Consider the following 18,813-nt stretch of genomic DNA (forward strand, 5'->3'; position numbering starts at 1 on the left):
TCGCCTCCATGAGCAGGAAGCCCGACCGACCGACGGCCACGCTCGACGAGGTCTCCAAAGCGATCATCGAGCAGTTGCAGCAGGACGGGCGCCGGTCGTACGCCGCGATCGGCAAGGTCGTCGGCCTGTCGGAGGCGGCGGTGCGCCAGCGCGTCCAGCGGCTGATCGAGGCCGGTGTGATGCAGGTCGTGGCCGTCACCGACCCCCTCGAGCTCGGCTTCGCCCGCCAGGCAATGGTCGGGATCCGCGTGACCGGACCGCTCGAGCCGGTCGCCGACCGGCTCGCCGAGCTCGACGAGGTCGACTACGTCGTGGTGACCGCCGGCAGCTACGACCTGCTCGTCGAGGTCGTCGCCGAGAGCGACGAGCACCTGCTCGAGCTGATCTCCGGCCGGATCCGTGCGATCGAAGGCGTCACCGCCACGGAGACCTTCATGTACCTGAGCCTGCGCAAGCAGACCTACTCCTGGGGTGTGCGCTGAGCCCGAACATCCCGGGGCCGGACCCCCACTACGAACGGCTGTCGCTCTGGCACGACACCGTCGACACCGACTGGACCCCGCGCGCCCCGCTCGACGGCGACACCGAGGCCGACGTGGCGATCGTCGGCGCCGGGTTCACCGGACTCTGGACGGCCCACTACCTCGCGGAGGCCGACCCCGAGCTGCGCGTCGTCGTGCTCGAGGCCGAGACCGCCGGGTTCGGCGCGTCCGGCCGCAACGGCGGCTGGTGCTCGGCGCTCTTCCCCGCGTCGCTCGCCACGCTGGCGGGGTACGCCGACCGCGCCGCCGCGCTCGCCCAGCACCGGGCGATGCGCGAGACCGTCGACGAGGTCGCCCGGGTGGCCGCGGCCGAGGGCATCGACGCACACCTCGCCCAGGGCGGCACCATCGCCCTGGCCCGCAGCCGCGCGCAGTGGTCCCGCGCCCGGGCCGAGGTGGCCGAGGCACGCGCGTGGGACCGCGGCGACGACGACCTGCGCCTGCTCGGTCGCCAGGAGGCGGCCGAGATCCTGCGCGGCAGCCGCACCCGCGGCGCGACGTACACCCCCGACTGCGCGGCCCTCCACCCCGCCCGCCTGGTCCGCGGCCTCGCGGATGCGGTCGAGCGCCAAGGGGTCACGCTCCACGAGCGCACGCGGGTCACCGCGATCGAGCCCCACCTGGCGCGCACCGAGCGCGGGTCGGTGCGCGCCCGCACCGTGCTGCGCGCCACCGAGGGCTACACCGCGACGCTGCGGGGCGAGCGCCGCACGATGGCGCCGGTCTACTCCCTGATCATCGCGACCGCGCCGCTCGCACCCGAGGTCTGGGACGAGATCGGCCTGGCCCGGCGGGAGACGTTCACCGACCACCGCCACGTCATCGTCTACGGGCAGCGCACCGCCGACGACCGACTGGTGTTCGGCGGCCGCGGCGCGCCGTACCACCTCGGCTCCCGGATCCGGCCGGAGCACGACCGCGACGAGCGGGTCTTCGCGCGGCTCTACTCGGCGCTCGTCGACCTCTTCCCCGTGCTGGCGGGCACCCGCATCACCCATGCCTGGGGCGGTGCGCTCGGCATCCCGCGCGACTGGTGCGCGTCCGTCGGGCTCGACCCCGCCACCGGCATCGGCTGGGCGGGCGGGTACGTCGGCGACGGGGTCAGCACGACCAACCTGGCCGGCCGCACGCTGCGCGACCTGGTGCTCGGCCGCGACACCGAGCTCACCCGGCTGCCGTGGGTCGGCCACCGCTCCCCCGCCTGGGAGCCCGAGCCGCTGCGCTGGCTGGGCATCAACGGCGGCCTGCGCGCGATGACGATCGCCGACGCCGAAGAGTCGATCACGCGCCTGCCCAGCGTGGTCGCCAAGATCGTCAGCCCCCTGCTCGGCTGACGGTTACCCCAGCCCGTTGGCGACGGTGTCTGCGGGCTTGCGCCCGGTGTGCACCCAGGCGCCGAAGAACCCGTCGAGGTCGGCGCCGCTGACCTCCTCCGCGAGCGCCTCGAACTCCGCGGTCGTGCCATGCCCGCCCGCGCGCTCGGCGACCCAGCGCCGCAGCAGCGTGCCGAACGCGTCGTCGCCGATCCGGTTGCGCAGCGCCTGGAAGGCCATCGCACCGCGCTGGTAGACGAAGCTCGCGAAGATCCGGTCGACGCAGCCGACCCCGCGCGGACACGGATCGGCGACCGTGCCGGACCAGAAGGGGTCCCCGGGCCCGAACGCGTCGTACATCGAACGCAGCCGGGTCGCGGCGGACGCCCCGGCCGTCGCCTCCGACCACCGCCACTCGAAGTACGTCGCAGCGCCTTCGTTGAGCCAGATGTCGCTCCAGCGGCGCAGCGCGACCGAGTCGCCGAACCACTGGTGCGCCAGCTCGTGCACGACGGTCAGCTCGGCGCCGGCGCCCTGACCGAGGTAGGGGTACGTCGGCCGGGTCTGGTTCTCGAGCGCGAAGCCCACGGGCAGGCTGGTGACCAGCCCGCCGACCGTCGAGAACGGGTAGTCGCCGAGCGCGCCCTCCAGCCAGGACAGGATCTCCGGCGTACGCCGCATCAGGCTCATCGAGCCGCGCTGCTCGCTCGGGCCGAGACCGCGCGAGACCGCCACCAGCCACGGTGTCCCGTCGCTGGTGCCCGACGCGAACCGGAACCTGCCGGCCGCGAAGAAGGCGAGGTAGGGCGCCATCGGCTCGTCCGCGCGCCAGGTCGTCGTCGCCCAGCCGCGGCCTCGGCCACGGCGCTCGACGCGGCGCACCTGCCGGCCGTTGGCGACCACGGCGTACTCGCTGGGCACCGTGATGCTGACCCGCATGCTCGCCTTGTCGGCCGGGTGGTCGTTGGCCGGGAACCACCACGGTGCCATGTGCGGCTGGTTCATCGCGACGACCTCGCTCGGGCCGGCCAGCCAGTTCCGCTCGCCGTCGTAGCCGAGCGCGGCCGGGCGCCCGGCGTAGCGGACCCGTACGTCGACGGTCTCGCCGGTCGTCAGGGGCCGGGCCACGACGAGCTCGTGCGGCCGCTGCCGGAACCGCACCCGGCGGCCGTCGACCTCCACCCGCTGCACCGGCAGCAGGAAGTCGAGGGAGAAGCTCGACACCGGCGCGGTGCCCCGCAGCCGGACCTGGGTCCAGCCGCTCAGCCGGCCGGTGCGGAAGGCGTAGCGGTCGTGGACGTCGTAGGAGACCACGTCGATGCCGCCGTTGCCGTCCAGCGGGAAGTACGGGTCGCCGATCCCCGGCGCGCCCGGCGGCCGGTCACCCGGCACCGCGACCGGCGCCGCGGTCGCGGTCGTGCCGCCGACCCCGAGCGCCAGGGTGAGCGCGATCAGCAGGGCGACGACGGACCTGGGTCGGGCGAGCACGTCGGCAACGTACCCGACCGCGCGTTAATCGGTTGCGCGGACGCGACCGCACACCCCAGAGTGTGCTCGACGCCCCGGAGCGACCGGGTGCCCGAGCGAGAGGAGCGCGACATGTCCACGACTGTCCTTGGCCTGTCCGCAGACCAGCACCCCTCTCACCTTCGGAGCACCCACACCGATGTCTCACGACTTCACCGCGGAGCCGCACGGCTCCACCACTGACACCACCGACCCCGGCCTCGACGACCTCGATCCGACCTTCGTCTTCGACTTCCAGGCCTACGACGACCTCGGCGACGGCCAGCGATGGTCCACCTGGCTCGCGGTCGAGCCGCTCTGTCGCGGCCCGGAGCCCCGCCCCGACTGGGTGGTGACCTCCCAGGCCGCGGTCGACACCGACCTCGGCATCCTCAAGACCGGCAAGGAGGCCGACGCCTTCCTCCTCGAGCGCGCGGTGCCCGGCTCCCCGCCGCCCGACGAGGGGGGCCTCGGCGAGTCCGTCGTCATGGTGGCCAAGCGCTACCGCAGCAGCGAGCACCGCAGCTTCCACCGCGCCGCGACGTACACCGAGGGCCGCAGCGTCAAGCGCTCCCGCGACGAGCGGGCGCTCAAGCGCAAGAGCACCTGGGGCCGGATCGTCGCCAGCAGCGAGTGGGCCATCTCGGAGTGGGACGCCCTCCGGCGCTGCTGGGAGCTCGGCCTGCCGGTCCCCTACCCGGTGCAGATCGACGGCACCGAGATCCTGATGGAGTGGATCACCGACGACGCGGGCGAGAGCGCACCACGGCTCGCGCAGACCCGGCCGGCGCCGGCGTTGCTCGCGTCGTACTACGACCAGCTCCGCGAGGCGCTCGCGACGATGGTGGCCAACGGGATCGTGCACGGCGACCTGTCGGCCTACAACCTGCTCGCGGCCGGGGAGCGGCTCGTCATCATCGACCTGCCGCAGATCGTCGACCTGGTCGGCAACACGGCGGGCATGGACTTCCTGCTGCGCGACTGCACGAACGTCTGCACCTGGTTCCGGGCCAAGGGCCTCGAGGTCGACGAGCACGAGCTGTTCGGGGAGCTGATGGCCCAGGCGTTCTAGAGGACGCCACTAGGGTGCGGGCGTGCGATCGCGTCATGCCGTCCGAGGTGAGCCCGACGAGCTGGTCCTCGGCCTGGAGCGTCGGGCCGCCGAGCAGCCCGACGTGCCGGTCGATCCCGCCCGGACCACGCTCTACTCACCCGGCGACCTCTACGACGCGGCGCCGTACGACGACTCGCTGGACGCCCGGGCCTACCGCTGGGCCCGGGCTCCACGCACCCCGGAGGCGGCGCTGTGCCGCGCGCTGCACGACCACGCGATCGACGTCGCGCTGGAGCGGTGGATCGCGGACCGCCGCCTGGTCGGCGTGATGGGCGGGCACGGACTGCGGCGCGGCGAGCAGGCGTACGTCGAGGCGGCCCGGCTCGGCATGCTGCTCGGCGCGTCCCACGTGGTGGCCACCGGCGGCGGGCCGGGCGCGATGGAGGCGGCGAACCTCGGGGGCTACCTCACCGGCCGCCCGGACGCCCTCGCCGACGCGCTGGCGCGGCTGGCCGCGGCCCCGTCGTTCCACCCGTCGGTCGACGCGTGGGCGGAGGCCGCCTTCGACGTGCTCGCGCGGCACCCCGACGGGGCTCCCGGCCTCGGGATCCCCACCTGGCACTACGGGCACGAGCCGCCGAACGTCTTCGCGAGCGCCATCGCGAAGTACTTCCGCAACTCCCAGCGCGAGGCGATCCTGCTCGAGATCTGCGACGCCGGCATCGTGTTCCTGCCCGGCCTCGGCGGCACCGTGCAGGAGATCTTCCAGGACGCCTGCGAGAACTTCTACGCCGACGAGGCCGCGGTCGCGCCGATGGTGCTGGTCGGCGCGACCTACTGGACCGAGACCCTGCCCGCCTGGCCGCTGCTCCGGGCGCTCGCGCGGGGCCGGGCGATGGAGCGACACGTGCACCTCGTCGACACCGTCGACGAGGCCGCCCAGCTGGTCGATTCCAACGACACGGACACCAATACGGTGACGCGGACGACCGACTGAGCCTAGATTGACGCGGTGCAGATCTCGCGTCGTGACGTCCTCCGCTCCTCCGCCGCCGCCGCCGGCAGCGTCGCCGCTCTCGGTGGCTTCGGCCTCGGCCTCGCCGACGCCGCGGTCGCAGGTTCCCCCACCGTCCGCGCGGCCGGGCGGACCGCCGTGCTCGGCAAGACCACACGCACGGCGGTGCTCGCCAAGGGCACCGCGGGCGCCGGCGGCTACCGGCCGGTGGTCGCCCGCGCCGGTGAGGCGACGGTGGTCCGGGGCGGGCTCGGCGCCGAGGCACAGCGCAAGCGGGCGAGCCGGCGCCGGGCGCTGGTCGCGTTCGGGCAGATGAGCGACGTGCACATCTGCGACAGCGAGTCCCCCAACCGTCTCGAGAACGCCGAGTTCTTCAGCAGCTCGGCGTACCGGCCCGGCGAGATGCTCGGCCTGCACGTCGCGGAGGCGATGGTGCGGCAGATCAACCGGATCGGCCGCGGTCCGGTGACCCGGCGCAAGCTCGACTTCGTCGTGCAGACCGGCGACAACGCCGACAACGCGCAGTACAACGAGCTCCGCTGGAACATCGACGTCCTCGACGGGGGCACCGTGCGGCAGGACTCCGGCGACCTCAACCGCTACGAGGGCGTGATGGACTCCAGCGACCCCGCCTTCTACGCGCCGGCCTACTACCACCCCGACGGCACGCCGGCCGGGCAGGTCGACGACGACTACCGCAAGACCTACGGCTTCAAGGCGATCCCCGGCCTCATCGACGCCGCGCGCCGCCCCTTCGACGCCACCGGCCTCGACGTGCCGTGGTACTCGGCACTCGGCAACCACGACCCGCTGATCCAGGGCAACGAGGCGCCGGACGCGACCAGCCAGGCCAAGGCCATCGGCGGGACCAAGACGATCCGGGTGGGGCAGCTCCCGCGCAACGTGACGCCGGACCCCGACCGCCGCCAGCTCAGCACGGCGGAGATCGTCGAGGAGCACTTCCACCTGGTGCCCGGGGCGCCCGGCCCGGTCGGCCACGGCTTCACCCCGGAGAACCGCAAGTCCGGCACCGGCTACTACACCTTCGACCACGGCAAGCACCTGCGGTTCGTCGTCCTCGACACCGTCAACCACAACGGCGACGACCGGGGCTCCCTGAACCAGACGCAGCTGAGCTGGCTGCGCAAGGTCCTCGCCGGCTCCCGCAAGCGCCTGGTGGTCGTCGCCAGCCACCACACGTCGTGGACGATGAACAGCACGGTCACCGGCTCGATCGACCCCGGGCGCCGGGTGCACGGCGACGAGCTGGTCAAGGAGCTCCTGCGCCACCCCAACGTGATCGCGTGGGTCAACGGGCACACCCACAGCAACAAGATCCTGCCGCATCCCCGCAAGAAGAAGGGCGGCAAGGGTCGCGCCGCGGTGGTCGGCGGCTTCTGGGAAATCAACACCGCCTCCCACATCGACTGGCCGCAGCAGGCCCGCCTGATCGAGGTCGCCGACAACCGCGACGGCACGCTCTCGATCTTCACCACGATGATCGATCACGGGGCGCCCACGGCGTACGCCGACCTCGGGTCGCCGCTCGAGCTCGCCGCCGTCGCCCGGGAGCTGGCCGCCAACGACCCGCAGGAGCGGAGCAAGAAGCGGGGCGGGGTGCGCACCTCCCGCAACACCGAGCTGCTGCTGCCCGCGCCGGCCTTCCTCACCAAGAAGAAGAAGAAGTAACCGCCGGTCAGGCCTCGGTGGCGGCCAGCTGGCCGCAGGCGCCGTCGATCTCGCGGCCCCGGGTGTCGCGCACGGTCGTGGGGATGCCCTTGGCCTCGAGCCGGCGCACGAACTCGCGCTCGTCGGCCGGGTCGGACGCCGTCCACTTCGACCCCGGCGTGGGGTTGAGCGGGATCAGGTTGACGTGCACCCAGCCCCATCGGCTCCGCCGATCATCCGGTAGAGCACCACGCTCGCGCAGCACGTCGGCGAGCAGGTCGGCCCGCCACGCGTGGTCGTTGATGCCGCGCATCATGGCGTACTCGATCGAGACCCGTCGCTTGGTCACCTTGGCGTAGTTCCAGGCGGCGTCGACGGTCTCGGCGACCGAGAAGCGGGTGTTGATCGGCACCAGCTCGTTGCGCAGCTCGTCGTCGGGGGCGTGCAGGCTGAGCGCCAGGGTGACCGGGATGCCCTCCTCGGCGAGCTGGAGCATCCGGGGCACCAGGCCGACGGTGGAGACGGTGATGCCGCGGGCGCTCATCCCGAGGCCGTCCGGCGTGGGGTCGGTGAGCCGGCGGACGGCGCCGATGACCGCCTTGTAGTTGGCGAGCGGCTCCCCCATGCCCATGAACACCACGTTGGAGACCCGGCCCGGGCCGCCGGGCACCTCGCCCCGGGTGAGCGCGCGAGCGCCGGCGACGACCTGCTCGACGATCTCGGCGGTGGACATGTTGCGCTGCAGCCCACCCTGACCGGTCGCGCAGAAGGGGCAGGCCATGCCGCAGCCGGCCTGGCTCGAGACGCACATGGTGGCCCGGTCGGGGTAGCGCATCAGCACCGACTCGACCAGCGCCCCGTCGAAGAGCTTCCAGAGGGTCTTGCGGGTGGTGCCGCGGTCGGCCTCCATGGTCCGCAGCGGGACCATCAGCTCGGGCAGCAGGCCCGCGACCAGCTCGTCGCGCTGCGTGGCCGGCAGGTCGGTCATCTCGGCCGGGTCGTCGACCAGCCGGGCGAAGTAATGGGTCGAGAGCTGCTTGGCGCGGAAGCCGGGGAGACCGAGCTCCGCGAGCCGCTCCTTGCGCTCCTCGGGCGTCAGGTCGGCGAGGTGCCGCGGTGGCTTCCTGCGGCCGCGGGGCTCGTCGAAGACGAGGGGAAGGTTGGTGCGCTCGGACATCGCAGCCGATTCTCCCACCCGCTCGCGCCGCGGGGCGATTCGTGGGCCGGTCAGCCCTCGTAGGAGATCATGTACCAGAGCACCAGGGCGGCTACGCCGCCGACGACCAGCGCGGTCACGAGGACGCCGGTCAGCATGTAGCCGCCGAACCTGCGGGTGCGTGGCGCGATCACCAGGCCGATCGGCACCGCGAGCATGACGAGCACGAAGGGGAACAGGCCCTCGGCCGTCTCGTCGTCCAGCACCAGGTGCAGCAGGCCGATGAAGAGCCCGGGCACCAAGATCACGAAGGCCAGGCCGGTGAAGAAGCCGGTCAGCGCGGTGAACGTCGGGTGGTCACGGTGCCACCAGTCGGGCTCGCGGGCGGCGCGCTCGTCGGTCGCGGCGACGGGCTCCGGGGCCTGGTCCTGGTCGGTCGACATCATCTCGATGCTACGTCGAAGCGGCGCCCGCGACGGCCGCGCCATGCCGGTGGCGCGGGCCCGGCCAACACGGCCTAGTAGACCAGGTAGTGGAGCAGCAGCCAGATCGGGGCGATCGTGGCCAGCAGGGAGTCGAGCCGGTCCATGAGGCCGCCGTGGCCGGGGATCACCTGGCTCATGTCCTTGATGCCGAGGTCGCGCTTGATGACCGACTCGCACAGGTCGCCCAGCGTGGCCATCACGACCGCGATGGCGCCGAGCAGCAGCCCGACCCACCAGTCGCCGTCGAGCAGGTAGACCACCAGCGCCCACCCGGCGGCGAGGCAGAAGACGAACGACCCCGCGAAGCCCTCCCAGGACTTCTTCGGCGAGATGACCGGCGCCATCGGGTGCTTCCCGAACAGCACGCCCGCGACGTACCCCCCGATGTCGGAGGCGATCGTCACCAGGACGAACGCGATGATGCCCTGCACGCCGGGGTCGTCGAGGCCGCCGCCGTTGCGATCGGGTCCCTCCGCGAGGAGGAGCGCCACGAACGAGCCGAGGAACGGCACGTAGACCAGGCTGAAGACCGAGGCCGTGGCGTTCTGCACGTAGCCCTCGACGCCGCGACGCAGCAGCCACAGCATGGTGGCGAGCGCGGCCACCGCGGTCGCGGTGACCAGCGCCGGGGCGCCCCAGACGTAGGCGACGACCACCATGACGACGCCGCCGACCATCAGCGGCGGCTCGGGCAGGTCGATGCTCTTGGCGGAGAAGCCGCGGCTCAGCTCCCAGATCGCCACGACCACCGCGGCGGCGACGATCACCATGAACGCCGGCTTCCAGAAGAGCAGCGACAGCGCGATCGCCGTCAGCAGCACCACCGCCGAGCTGACGGCAGCACGGAGGTCACGTCCGGCGCGGCCATGGTCCTTCTGCGGTGGCGCCGGCGTCGAGGCGTCGGTCATGGAGGCTTCCGAGTTGCTCAGACCTCGAGCAGCTCGGCCTCCTTGTTCTTCAGCATCTCGTCGATGGCGTCGGTGTGCTTCTTGGTCGTCGCGTCGAGCCGCTTCTCGGCGCCGGCGACGTCGTCCTTGCCGGCCTCGCCGTCCTTCTCGAGCTTCTCGAGGCTCTGCTTGGCCGTACGCCGCAGGTTGCGCACCGCGACGCGACCGTCCTCGGCCTTGCCCCGGGCCACCTTGATGTACTCCTTGCGGCGCTCCTCGGTGAGCTCCGGGAACACGCAGCGGATCACCTTGCCGTCGTCGGCGGGGTTCACGCCGAGGTCGGAGTCGCGGATCGCCTTCTCGATGGCCTGCATCGCGCTCTGGTCGTAGGGCTGGATCAGGATGACCCGCGCCTCCGGCGCCGTGAACGACGCGAGCTGCTGCAACGGCGTGGGGGTGCCGTAGTACTCGGCGACGATCTTGTTGAACATGCTCGGGTGGGCGCGGCCGGCCCGGATCGCCGCGAACTCCTCGCGCGTCGCCTCGACCGACTTGTCCATCTTGCCGTCGGCCTCGTTGAGGATGTCGTTGATCACGGCTGCTCCTGTTTCTTCGCGGTGATGCTGCTCGGTGGTGCTGCTCGGCGCCGGGGCGCCGCTGCTCAGCGGGCGGGGTCAGCCCGCGCTGACGAGCGTGCCAATCTTCTCACCCTGCACGACGCGCAGGATGTTGCCCTCGGGCTCCATGCCGAAGACGACCATCGGCAGCTTGTTCTCGCCGCAGAGCGCGAACGCGGTCTGGTCCATGATCTTCAGGCCGCGGGCGATGGCGTCGGTGTAGGTCAGCTCGTCGAACTTCGTCGCACTCGGGTCGACGTGCGGGTCGGCGGAGTAGACGCCGTCGACGCCGCTCTTGGCGACCAGCACCACGTCGCACTTGCTCTCCAGCGCCCGCTGCACGGCGACGGTGTCGGTGGAGAAGAACGGCATGCCCATGCCGGCCCCGAAGATGACGACCCGGCCCTTCTCCATGTGCCGGATCGCGCGCCGCGGCACGTAGGGCTCGGCGACCTGGCCCATCGTGATCGCGGTCTGCACCCGGGTCTCGACGCCCATCTTCTCGAGGAAGTCCTGGAGCGCGAGGCAGTTCATCACGATGCCGAGCATGCCCATGTAGTCGGCGCGCACGCGGTCCATGCCGCGCTGCTGGAGCTCGGCACCGCGGAAGAAGTTGCCGCCGCCGGTCACGACCGCGATCTGCACGCCGGCATCGACGACGGCTGCGATCTCACGGGCGACGGTCTGCACGACGTCGGGGTCCACCCCGACCTTGCCGCCGCCGAAGACCTCGCCGGAGAGCTTGAGCAGGACTCGCTTGTAACCGGTCACGGGCGGCTCCTTCGTGCCTGGTGGGGAGTGGTGCGGACATGCGAGAAGGCCGGTCCGATGATCAGGGTTGCTGTCATCGCACCGGCCTCCTCGTGTGGTCTGGGGTGAACCTATCCGCTCAGGCACCGACCTCGAAACGGGCGAACCGCTTCACGGTCGTGCCCGCGGCGTCGAGCACCTGCTTGACGGACTTCTTGGCCTCGAAGACCGACTCCTGGTCGAGCAGGACGATCTCCTTGAAGAAGGCGTTGATGCGACCCTCGACGATCTTCGCGACGGCAGCCTCGGGCTTGCCCTCCTCGAGCGTCTTCTTGGTCAGCACGTCCTTCTCGGACTCCACGACGTCGGCCGGGACCTCGCTGCTGGTGAGGTACTGCGCCTTCAGCGCGGCCGCCTGCTGGGCGGCCTGCTTCGCCGCGGCCTCGTCGCCCTCGAACTCGACGAGGACGCCGAGCGTGGGGGGCAGGTCGGAGGCCCGCTTGTGCAGGTAGACCGTGGTCGTGCCGTCGAAGTAGGCGACCTGACCGAGCTCGATCTTCTCGCCGATGGTGCGGGCGAGCTCCTCGACGGTCTCGCCGACCGTCTTGTCGCCGAGCGAGACGGCCTTGAGCGCCTCGGCGTCGCCGACCTTGTTGCTGTCGGCGGCCTCGGCGATCGCCTGCGCGGCGTTGATGAACGCGTCGTTCTTGGCGACGAAGTCCGTCTCGGCCTTGAGGCTGATCAGGGCGTTGCCCGAGGCGGCGACCAGGCCGGCGGACGCCTCGCGCTCGGCGGCCCGGGCGGCGGCCTTCGCCGCACCCTTCACGCGGAGCAGCTCGACCGCCTTGTCGAAGTCGCCGTCGGTCTCGTCGAGCGCCTTCTTGCAGTCCATCATGCCGGCCTGCGTCAGCTCACGGAGCTTCTTGACGTCGGCTGCGGTGTAAGCCATGTTCCTCTTCCTCGAAGTGTCCGGAGTGGATGCGGTGCTCAGGCCTGGGCGTCGGACGCCTCGGCGGCCGGCTCAGCGGCAGCGGCCTCGGCGGCCGGCTCAGCGGCAGCGGCCTCGGCGGCCGGCTCAGCGGCAGCGGCCTCGGCGGCCGGCTCAGCGGCAGCGGCCTCGGCGGCCGGCTCAGCGGCAGCGGCCTCGGCGGCCGGCTCAGCGGCAGCGGCCTCGGCGGCCGGCTCAGCGGCGGCCTGCTCGGCGTCACCGGTCAGCAACTCGCGCTCCCACTCGGCCAGCGGCTCCTCGGCGCCCGGCTCGGCCGCACCCTCGGCGGCCTTGGCGCCGGAGCGGGCGATCAGGCCCTCGGCGACGGCGTCGGCGACCACGCGGGTCAGCAGGCCGACCGCGCGGATCGCGTCGTCGTTGCCCGGGATCGGGTAGTCGACGACGTCGGGGTCGCAGTTGGAGTCCAGGATGCCGATGATCGGGATCCGCAGCTTGCGGGCCTCCTCGACGGCGAGGTGCTCCTTGTTGGTGTCGACGATCCACACGGCGGACGGCGTACGGCTCATCTCGCGGATGCCGCCCAGGGACTTGTTGAGCTTGTCCCGCTCGCGGCGCATCTGGAGCAGCTCCTTCTTCGTGCGGCTGCTGCCGGCCACGTCGTCGAAGTCGATCTCGTCGAGCTCCTTGAGGCGGTTGATCCGCTGGTGCACGGTCGCGAAGTTGGTGAGCATGCCGCCCAGCCAGCGCTGGTTGACGTAGGGCATGCCGACGCGGGTCGCCTGCTCGGCGATCGCCTCCTGCGCCTGCTTCTTGGTGCCGACGAACATCACGGTGCCGCCCTTGGCGACGACGTCCTTGACGAAGGCGTAGGAGCGGTCGATGTAGGCCAGCGACTGCTGCAGGTCGATGATGTAGATGCCGTTGCGCTCGGTCATGATGAAGCGCTTCATCTTCGGGTTCCAGCGCCGGGTCTGGTGTCCGAAGTGCACGCCGCTCTCGAGAAGCTGGCGCATGGTCACGACTGCCATGTGAATCTCCTGGTGTGTGGAGCCCGCACCGTTGCCGCCCGACCTTCAACCAGGCCGGACCGGAGCGTGCTCTCGCTGTTCTCAGTTACTGCCTCCGGCGGGTGCCGTCGGCCCTGACGTCTGCGCGCGACCCGACCGGTCCTCCCATCACTGGGAGGGTCGGACTGAAGGTCGTCGCCCACGGGTGGCCGGGTCCTCGGAGTGCCAGGACCCGTCGCGGTCTGCGGACGTGCGAAGTCAACCCATGCGGGTTGCGGACTCCAGCGTAGTCGACCGCACCGGGCCGCGACCAATCGCGGCCGCGGGGCCACCGGACGTCCACAGGCTCCCGTCCGGCAGCGTCCTCCACAGCCCCGGCCTCGATCCGCTCCGGCCGTCCCCGGCCGACGGGAGCCTGGACTCCATGACACCACGCCACCGGATCCGCACGCTCCTCGGCCTCCTCCTGGCGATGGCCGTAGCCGGCCCCGCGGCGCCCGCCGCGGGCGAGACCGAGCCGGTCGGGGTGTGGCCCCTGAGTCCCGAGCCGGCCGTCGTCTGGGCCTTCGACCCGCCCGCGGACCCGTGGGACACCGGCCATCGCGGCGTCGATCTCCGGGGTCACCCGGGTCAGCGCGTGCGGTCCGCCCTGGCCGGCCGGGTGACCTGGGCCGGGGTGCTCGCGGGCCGCGGGGTGGTGGTCGTCGGCCACGGCACGACCCGTACGACGTACGAGCCGGTCACGGCGACGGTCGCGGTCGGCGACCGCGTCGCGGCGGGCGATCTGATCGGCGCGCTCTCGCCGGTCGGCTCACACTGCCCGCCGGGCAGCTGCCTGCACTGGGGCTGGCTCGAGGGCGAGACCTACCTCGATCCGCTCCGGCTCGTCGGCGCCGGTCCGGTCCGGCTGCTCCCGCTGTGGCGGGACGATCCGGCGGGGTCGCCGGGGCCGGCCGTGACCGAGCCCTGGCAACCGCCCTCACTTCCCTACGCGCACTGGCGGCCGTTGCTACGCTTGCTACATCTGGTGAGGATGGCATGAGAGGCACGGTGAGTCGGCTGATGGAGCGCATTCCCCACCGTCGGCTCCGCAATGACAGTTCGGAGATCCTGCGCCGGGTGGCCGACGGGGAGTCGTTCGAGATCACGAACAACGGCGAGGTCGTGGCCATCCTCGCTCCACCGACCGCGGCTGTGAGCTGGAACCTCCGCATCGTGAAGCCCGCCGTCCGCAAGGGTGGCTGGTCGAGGTTGAAGCCAGTGCGGCTGCCGCCCGGATCGCCGGCGCTGAGCGAGACCCTCGACGAGTTGCGCGAGGAGCGGCTGTGAAGATCTACCTGGACTCGTCGGCAGCGACGAAGCTCGTCGTCGAGGAACCCGAGAGCGCTGCGCTCCTCGCGTACCTGGAGGAGCGGGCGGCGTCGGCCGAGTTCGTGTCATCGATCCTGTTCGAGACCGAGCTCAGGCGCGCCGCGCGACGGCTCGGCATCGATGAGGAGAACGTCACGGCGGCCGTCGACCTGGTCAACCTCGCCGAGGCGCCCCGTGCGGTGTTCAAGGTCGCCGCGGCCATCGGACCGATGGCGCTCCGCAGCCTCGACGCCATCCACCTGGCCACCGCTCTGCGCGAGGACGTCGACGTCCTCGTCACGTTCGACCGCCGCCTGCAGGACGCGGGCCGGGAGGCCGGGTTGGTGGTCGAGGCGCCGGCCTGACCGGGGCTCACGCCCTGGGGTGCGCCTGCTGGTAGGCCCGACGCAGCCGGTCGGTGGTCACGTGCGTGTACAGCTGGGTGGTCGCGAGCGAGGCGTGGCCGAGCAGCTCCTGCACGGAGCGCAGGTCGGCGCCGCCCTCGAGCAGGTGGGTGGCCGCGGTGTGCCGGAGGCCGTGCGGCCCGATGTCCGGCGCTCCGGGCACGTCCGCGATCCGCCGATGCACCATCGTGCGGACCGCCCGCTGGTCGATCCGCCGGCCGCGGGTGCCGAGGAAGAGCGCCGCGCCCGAGCCCTCGACGGCCAGCAGCGTCCGGCCGTGCCGGACCCAGAGGTCGAGCGCCCGGGCCGCCGGGCGCCCGAACGGCACGGTCCGCTCCTTGCGGCCCTTGCCGAAGACCCGGATCACGTTGCGCTCCCGGTCGACGTCGTCGACGTCGAGGCCGGCCAGCTCGCCCACCCGGATGCCGGTCGCGTAGAGCAGCTCGAGCATCGCGACGTCGCGCAGCCCGGTCGGGCTGCCGTCGTCGGCGTGCTCGGTCGCGGACCGGATCAGCTCGGCGGCCTCGTCGGCGCGCAGCACCGGTGGCAACGACTGGTGCGCCTTCGGCGACCCGAGGCTGGCACCGACATCGGTCGGGATCCGCTCGGTGCGGGCCAGCCAGGCCGTGAAGACCCGGGCCGCGGTGGCGCGGCGCGCGATCGTGGTGCGGGAGCGGCCCATCGTCTGCTGCTTGGCCAGCCAGCTGCGCATCGTGCGCAGGTCGAGGTCGCCGACGGTGCTGCCGCCCAGCCTGGCCGTGTGGTCGAGCAGCCCGCCCACGTCCGTGACATAGGCCCGGACCGTGTGCGCCGTCAGGTCGCGCTCGACCGCAAGGTGCCGCTCGTACTCCCCGAGCACGGCGGCCATCGCCTCCGGCAGCACGTCGTGCGCCGCGTCCTCCTCACTCACGTCTGCACTCTACGAACGGCCGACCTCCTCACTCGTGAGCCAACGCGGCGAGCCGCCACCCGGCCTCGTCCAGCTCGACCATCCCCCGCATCTCGAGCTCGAGCAGGGTGCCGTGAGCCCGTTCGGCGCTGAGACCGACGAGCCGCGCGATCGACGAGGACGTCGCGCCACGCGCGACCGGCACCGCGTCGAGCACGAGGCGCTGGCGCTCGGTCAGGGCGTCCCGGGCCCGGTCGCGACCGCGCGGGATGCTCAGGAGGTGCTCCCCCGCGGGGCTGAGCACCTCCAGCACCTCGGCTCCCGAGGTGACCAAGGTCGCCGCGCCGGTGCGGACCAGCTGGTGGACGCCGGCCGACGAGGCGCTGGTCACCGGGCCCGGGACGCCCATGAGGTGCCGATTGAGGCGCCCGGCCCAGTTGGCGGTGTTGAGCGCACCGCTGCGGAGTGCGGCCTCGACGACCACGGTGCCGCGGGTGAGCGCGGCGATCAGCCGGTTGCGCGACAGGAACCGCACCCGCATCGCCGCGCCACCCGGCACGGTCTCGGAGACCACCGCCCCGTCGTCCGCGATGCGGGCCACGAGCGCGGTGTGCTCCTTCGGGTAGACCCGGTCGGCTCCACAGGCCAGCACGGCCACGGTCGGCGCGCCCGCCGAGATCGCGCCACGATGGGCGGCCTGGTCGATGCCGTACGCCGCGCCGGACACGACGATGCGCGCCGCCTCGGCGACCTCGCCCGCGACGTCGCGGGCGAGGTCGGCGCCGTAGGTCGTGGCCGATCGCGAACCGACCACCGCGAGGGCGCCGCCGAGCGCGTCGAGGCGGAGCGGCCCGCGCACCCACAACCCCAGCGGCACCCCGCCGCGCTCCTGCACCGAGCCGGCGCCGGCCAGGTCGTCGAGCCCCTCCGGCCACTCGTCGTCGCCGGGCACGACGAACCGGAGCCCGGACCTGGCGGCGACCTCGAGCTCACGAACGCTGTCGATCTCCGCGAGCCTCGGTCCGAGCGTCGCGTCCTCGAGCAGCTGCTCCAACACGGCGGCGGCACCGAAGGACGTCACCGCGTCGAGCAGGGCGGCCCGGCCGGGCTCGGCGATCCTCCCGAGCGCGACGCGGGCGAGCCGGTCCGGCTCGGTCACGACACCCGCTCCAGCATCTGCAGCAGGAGCGGCTCCCCGGTGCGGAGCCGCAGCGCGGTCTCCACCTCGTCGAGGCCCGGACGATCGAGGCGACGGAGGTCGGCGACCGTCCAGGAGAGCCGGTGGACGCGGGTGGCACCGCGGCGGCTCAGCCGTCCGTCGTAGAGCTGCTCGTCGACGGCGCGCTGACCGGCCTTGGTGAGCGGCCAGCGCTCGCGCAGCACCGGCCCCGGTGCGTGGCCGTTGAGGCGCCAGCTCTCGCCGTCGTACCGCTCGGCCTGCCGAGCGCGGGCGGCGGTGACCCGCTGGCGCACCTGCGCCGAGGACTCGGGTGCCTCGGTGTCGGCGAGCGCGTCGTGCCTGCGCAACGGCGGCAGGTGCCGGACGATGTCGACCCGGTCGGCGACCGGACCCGTGACCTTGTTGCGGTAGTCGCGGCGCTGGACCTCGCGGCACGTGCACCGGTTGAACCGGACGTCCCCGCTGTAGTCGCCGCAGGGACACGGATTGCAGGCGAGCACCACCATGCCTCGGGCCGGGAGCGTCACCGACTCGTCGCGCCGGGCGATCGTCACGTCTCCGCTCTCCAGCGGTTGGCGCAGCGCCTCGATCACGTCGGAGCGGAACAGGGGGAACTCGTCGAGGAAGAGCACGCCCCCGTGGGCTCGACTCACCTCTCCCGGCCGGACGGCGCCCGACCCTCCCCCGACGATGCTCGCCTTGCTGGCGTCGTGGTGCGGGGCCGCGAACGGAGGCCGGGTGAGCATCCCGGCAGCCGGGTCGAGGGTGCCGGCCAGGGAGCTGATCGCGCTGAGCTCGAGCGACTCGTCCGGCGTGAGGTCGGGCAGGATGCCGGGAACCCGTTCGGCCAGGCTGGTCTTGCCGGAGCCCTTGGGCCCGGACAGCAGGAGATGGTGGCCCCCGGCCGCGGCGACCTCGACGGCGTACCGCGCGTCGTCGACTCCGAGCAGGTCGGCGAGGTCGAGCTCCTCGAGCCGCTCCTGGCCACGCCAGGCGAGCAGCCGAGCACCCGACAGCGGGGCCACCGGCTCGGCGTACGGAACCTCCTCGTCGCGCAGGATGGCCACCACCTGCGCCAGCGAACGGACCCCGATCACGCTCATGTCGGGGACCATCGCGGCCTCGGTCGCCTGCGGCTCGGGGACGAACACGGCGCGGATGCCCCGCTCGGCGGCCGCGAGCACCATCGGCAGCACGCCGCTGACCGAGCGCAGGTTGCCGTCGAGGGTGAGCTCGCCGACGAGCGCCGTGTCCGCCAACGAGGCGGCCGGGACCGTGCCCGCGGCCGCCAGCACGGAGACCGCGACCGCCAGGTCGAAGTGGGTGCCCCGCTTGAGCAGGTCGGCGGGCGAGAGCAGGATCGTGATCCTCCTGGTCGCCGGCCAGTCGAGGTGGCTGTTGATGATGGCCATGCGACACCGGTCGCGGGCCTCGTTGATCGTGGTGTCGGCCCGGCCGACCACGGTCACGCCGACCTGGCCGGGTGAGACGTCGGTCTGCACGTCGATGAGGTGGCCCACCGCACCGTGCAGCGACACGGTGTGGGCGGTGGCGAACGGCATCAGCCGACCCCCCGGACGTGCTCCACGGCCGACGGCCCCTTGAGGGGTCGGAGCACGGCGACCAGGTCGACGCGGACCTCGGGCGCGGTCAGCCCGTGCGCGGTCAGCCCGTGCGCGGCCTGCCAGCGCATCGCCAGCCGCCGCAGCCGGTCGAGCTTCGCCGCGTCGACCGCCTCGTGCGGGGTGCCGTAGTCGACCGAGGTGCGGGTCTTCACCTCGCACGCGACCAGCACGGCGCCGTCGCGCAGCACCAGGTCGAGCTCACCCGCCTCGCACCGCCAGTTGCGGTCGAGGACGACCATCCCCTGTGCCACGAGGTGCCGCTCCGCGAGCCGCTCGCCGTACTCCCCCAACGCCTGGTTGTGCAGCGCCTGGTTGTGCAGCGCCTGGTTGCGCCCCGCCCGTGCCGTTCCCGTCATCTCGATGACCTCCTGACCGCCAGCGTCGCGGTCGGAGGGGACGGTCGGGAGCGCGGAAGG

At 72.6% G+C, this 18,813-nt stretch carries 20 protein-coding genes; 8 read left to right on the top strand and 12 right to left on the bottom strand.

The features are described 5' to 3' along the window. Positions 1–8 precede the first annotated feature (8 nt). Together FHU40_RS01570 and FHU40_RS01575 are read left to right on the top strand one after the other, a co-directional pair. Entirely contained in the window at positions 9–482 is a 474-nt protein-coding gene (locus tag FHU40_RS01570) for an Lrp/AsnC family transcriptional regulator (RefSeq protein ID WP_183590541.1), read from the top strand. Positions 483–595: 113 nt separating this feature from the next. Beyond that, on the top strand, positions 596–1,876 hold the full coding sequence (locus FHU40_RS01575) for an NAD(P)/FAD-dependent oxidoreductase (protein WP_343057668.1): 1,281 nt from the start codon (positions 596–598) through the stop codon (positions 1,874–1,876). Positions 1,877–1,879: 3 nt separating this feature from the next. Here the strand turns inward: FHU40_RS01575 and FHU40_RS01580 are convergent, their stop codons facing one another. After that, positions 1,880–3,343, bottom strand: coding sequence for a M1 family metallopeptidase (locus FHU40_RS01580; protein WP_183590542.1), 1,464 nt, complete (start codon positions 3,341–3,343; stop codon positions 1,880–1,882). Between the two features lie 178 nt (positions 3,344–3,521). Here FHU40_RS01580 and FHU40_RS01585 point away from each other — a divergent pair, with 178 nt between their 5' ends. The 3 genes from FHU40_RS01585 to FHU40_RS01595 are packed head-to-tail and all read left to right on the top strand — an operon-like array spanning position 3,522 to position 7,119. Further along, positions 3,522–4,433 (top strand): serine protein kinase RIO, encoded by a 912-nt coding sequence (locus FHU40_RS01585; RefSeq protein WP_183590543.1) that lies wholly within the window; start codon positions 3,522–3,524, stop codon positions 4,431–4,433. Between the two features lie 22 nt (positions 4,434–4,455). After that, positions 4,456–5,412, top strand: a complete 957-nt coding sequence (locus FHU40_RS01590; protein ID WP_343057669.1) for an LOG family protein — start codon at positions 4,456–4,458, stop codon at positions 5,410–5,412. Between the two features lie 15 nt (positions 5,413–5,427). Then, on the top strand, positions 5,428–7,119 hold the full coding sequence (locus FHU40_RS01595) for a TIGR03767 family metallophosphoesterase (protein WP_183590544.1): 1,692 nt from the start codon (positions 5,428–5,430) through the stop codon (positions 7,117–7,119). A gap of 7 nt (positions 7,120–7,126) precedes the next feature. Here FHU40_RS01595 and rlmN read toward each other — a convergent pair whose 3' ends face one another. From rlmN to rpsB, 7 genes are all read right to left on the bottom strand, one after another. Further along, the gene (gene rlmN, locus FHU40_RS01600; RefSeq protein ID WP_183590545.1) at positions 7,127–8,275 is read right to left on the bottom strand and encodes a dual-specificity RNA methyltransferase RlmN; all 1,149 of its coding nucleotides are present in this window, start codon (positions 8,273–8,275) and stop codon (positions 7,127–7,129) included. Between the two features lie 50 nt (positions 8,276–8,325). Continuing rightward, positions 8,326–8,697: a hypothetical protein gene (locus tag FHU40_RS01605; RefSeq protein WP_183590546.1), complete on the bottom strand. Its 372-nt coding sequence runs from the start codon at positions 8,695–8,697 to the stop codon at positions 8,326–8,328. Between the two features lie 74 nt (positions 8,698–8,771). Then, positions 8,772–9,647: a phosphatidate cytidylyltransferase gene (locus tag FHU40_RS01610; protein WP_183590547.1), complete on the bottom strand. Its 876-nt coding sequence runs from the start codon at positions 9,645–9,647 to the stop codon at positions 8,772–8,774. A gap of 17 nt (positions 9,648–9,664) precedes the next feature. After that, complete coding sequence (frr, locus tag FHU40_RS01615; RefSeq protein WP_215527580.1) at positions 9,665–10,219, bottom strand: ribosome recycling factor; 555 nt, start codon at positions 10,217–10,219, stop codon at positions 9,665–9,667. An 81-nt stretch (positions 10,220–10,300) separates the two neighbouring features. Continuing rightward, positions 10,301–11,014: a UMP kinase gene (gene pyrH, locus FHU40_RS01620; protein ID WP_183590549.1), complete on the bottom strand. Its 714-nt coding sequence runs from the start codon at positions 11,012–11,014 to the stop codon at positions 10,301–10,303. A gap of 118 nt (positions 11,015–11,132) precedes the next feature. Continuing rightward, positions 11,133–11,942: a translation elongation factor Ts gene (gene tsf / locus FHU40_RS01625; RefSeq protein WP_183590550.1), complete on the bottom strand. Its 810-nt coding sequence runs from the start codon at positions 11,940–11,942 to the stop codon at positions 11,133–11,135. 38 nt (positions 11,943–11,980) lie between these two features. Next, positions 11,981–12,970, bottom strand: coding sequence for a 30S ribosomal protein S2 (rpsB, locus tag FHU40_RS01630; protein WP_183590551.1), 990 nt, complete (start codon positions 12,968–12,970; stop codon positions 11,981–11,983). A 403-nt stretch (positions 12,971–13,373) separates the two neighbouring features. Here rpsB and FHU40_RS01635 point away from each other — a divergent pair, with 403 nt between their 5' ends. From FHU40_RS01635 to FHU40_RS01645, 3 genes are read left to right on the top strand one after another with little or no spacing between them, the layout of a single operon-like run. After that, positions 13,374–13,991, top strand: a complete 618-nt coding sequence (locus tag FHU40_RS01635) for a M23 family metallopeptidase (protein ID WP_183590552.1) — start codon at positions 13,374–13,376, stop codon at positions 13,989–13,991. After that, positions 13,988–14,278: a type II toxin-antitoxin system Phd/YefM family antitoxin gene (locus FHU40_RS01640; RefSeq protein WP_183590553.1), complete on the top strand. Its 291-nt coding sequence runs from the start codon at positions 13,988–13,990 to the stop codon at positions 14,276–14,278. The genes FHU40_RS01635 and FHU40_RS01640 overlap by 4 nt, the downstream gene beginning before the upstream one ends. After that, on the top strand, positions 14,275–14,664 hold the full coding sequence (locus FHU40_RS01645) for a PIN domain-containing protein (RefSeq protein ID WP_183590554.1): 390 nt from the start codon (positions 14,275–14,277) through the stop codon (positions 14,662–14,664). Before FHU40_RS01640 ends, FHU40_RS01645 begins: the two co-directional genes overlap by 4 nt. A gap of 7 nt (positions 14,665–14,671) precedes the next feature. Here the strand turns inward: FHU40_RS01645 and FHU40_RS01650 are convergent, their stop codons facing one another. The 4 genes from FHU40_RS01650 to FHU40_RS01665 form a co-directional block, all read right to left on the bottom strand. Further along, positions 14,672–15,571 (bottom strand): tyrosine recombinase XerC, encoded by a 900-nt coding sequence (locus FHU40_RS01650; RefSeq protein ID WP_183592143.1) that lies wholly within the window; start codon positions 15,569–15,571, stop codon positions 14,672–14,674. A gap of 70 nt (positions 15,572–15,641) precedes the next feature. Next, on the bottom strand, positions 15,642–16,751 hold the full coding sequence (gene dprA, locus FHU40_RS01655; RefSeq protein ID WP_183590555.1) for a DNA-processing protein DprA: 1,110 nt from the start codon (positions 16,749–16,751) through the stop codon (positions 15,642–15,644). Beyond that, complete coding sequence (locus FHU40_RS01660) at positions 16,748–18,334, bottom strand: YifB family Mg chelatase-like AAA ATPase (protein ID WP_183590556.1); 1,587 nt, start codon at positions 18,332–18,334, stop codon at positions 16,748–16,750. The genes dprA and FHU40_RS01660 overlap by 4 nt, the downstream gene beginning before the upstream one ends. Further along, positions 18,334–18,753, bottom strand: coding sequence for a YraN family protein (locus FHU40_RS01665; protein ID WP_183590557.1), 420 nt, complete (start codon positions 18,751–18,753; stop codon positions 18,334–18,336). The genes FHU40_RS01660 and FHU40_RS01665 overlap by 1 nt, the downstream gene beginning before the upstream one ends. Positions 18,754–18,813: the final 60 nt, after the last annotated feature.

Origin of the sequence: Nocardioides soli (assembly GCF_014191495.1) — a bacterium.
GTDB lineage: Bacteria > Actinomycetota > Actinomycetes > Propionibacteriales > Nocardioidaceae > Nocardioides > Nocardioides soli.

Coding starts and splice junctions, on each gene's coding strand:
- FHU40_RS01570 (WP_183590541.1), top strand. CDS start 9: ATGAGCAGGAAGCCCGACCGACCGACGGCCACGCTCGACGAGGTCTCC.
- FHU40_RS01585 (WP_183590543.1), top strand. CDS start 3,522: ATGTCTCACGACTTCACCGCGGAGCCGCACGGCTCCACCACTGACACC.
- rlmN (WP_183590545.1), bottom strand. CDS start 8,275: ATGTCCGAGCGCACCAACCTTCCCCTCGTCTTCGACGAGCCCCGCGGC.
- FHU40_RS01605 (WP_183590546.1), bottom strand. CDS start 8,697: ATGTCGACCGACCAGGACCAGGCCCCGGAGCCCGTCGCCGCGACCGAC.
- FHU40_RS01610 (WP_183590547.1), bottom strand. CDS start 9,647: ATGACCGACGCCTCGACGCCGGCGCCACCGCAGAAGGACCATGGCCGC.
- tsf (WP_183590550.1), bottom strand. CDS start 11,942: ATGGCTTACACCGCAGCCGACGTCAAGAAGCTCCGTGAGCTGACGCAG.
- rpsB (WP_183590551.1), bottom strand. CDS start 12,970: ATGGCAGTCGTGACCATGCGCCAGCTTCTCGAGAGCGGCGTGCACTTC.
- FHU40_RS01635 (WP_183590552.1), top strand. CDS start 13,374: ATGACACCACGCCACCGGATCCGCACGCTCCTCGGCCTCCTCCTGGCG.
- FHU40_RS01640 (WP_183590553.1), top strand. CDS start 13,988: ATGAGAGGCACGGTGAGTCGGCTGATGGAGCGCATTCCCCACCGTCGG.
- FHU40_RS01650 (WP_183592143.1), bottom strand. CDS start 15,571: ATGGCCGCCGTGCTCGGGGAGTACGAGCGGCACCTTGCGGTCGAGCGC.
- FHU40_RS01660 (WP_183590556.1), bottom strand. CDS start 18,334: ATGCCGTTCGCCACCGCCCACACCGTGTCGCTGCACGGTGCGGTGGGC.
- FHU40_RS01665 (WP_183590557.1), bottom strand. CDS start 18,753: ATGACGGGAACGGCACGGGCGGGGCGCAACCAGGCGCTGCACAACCAG.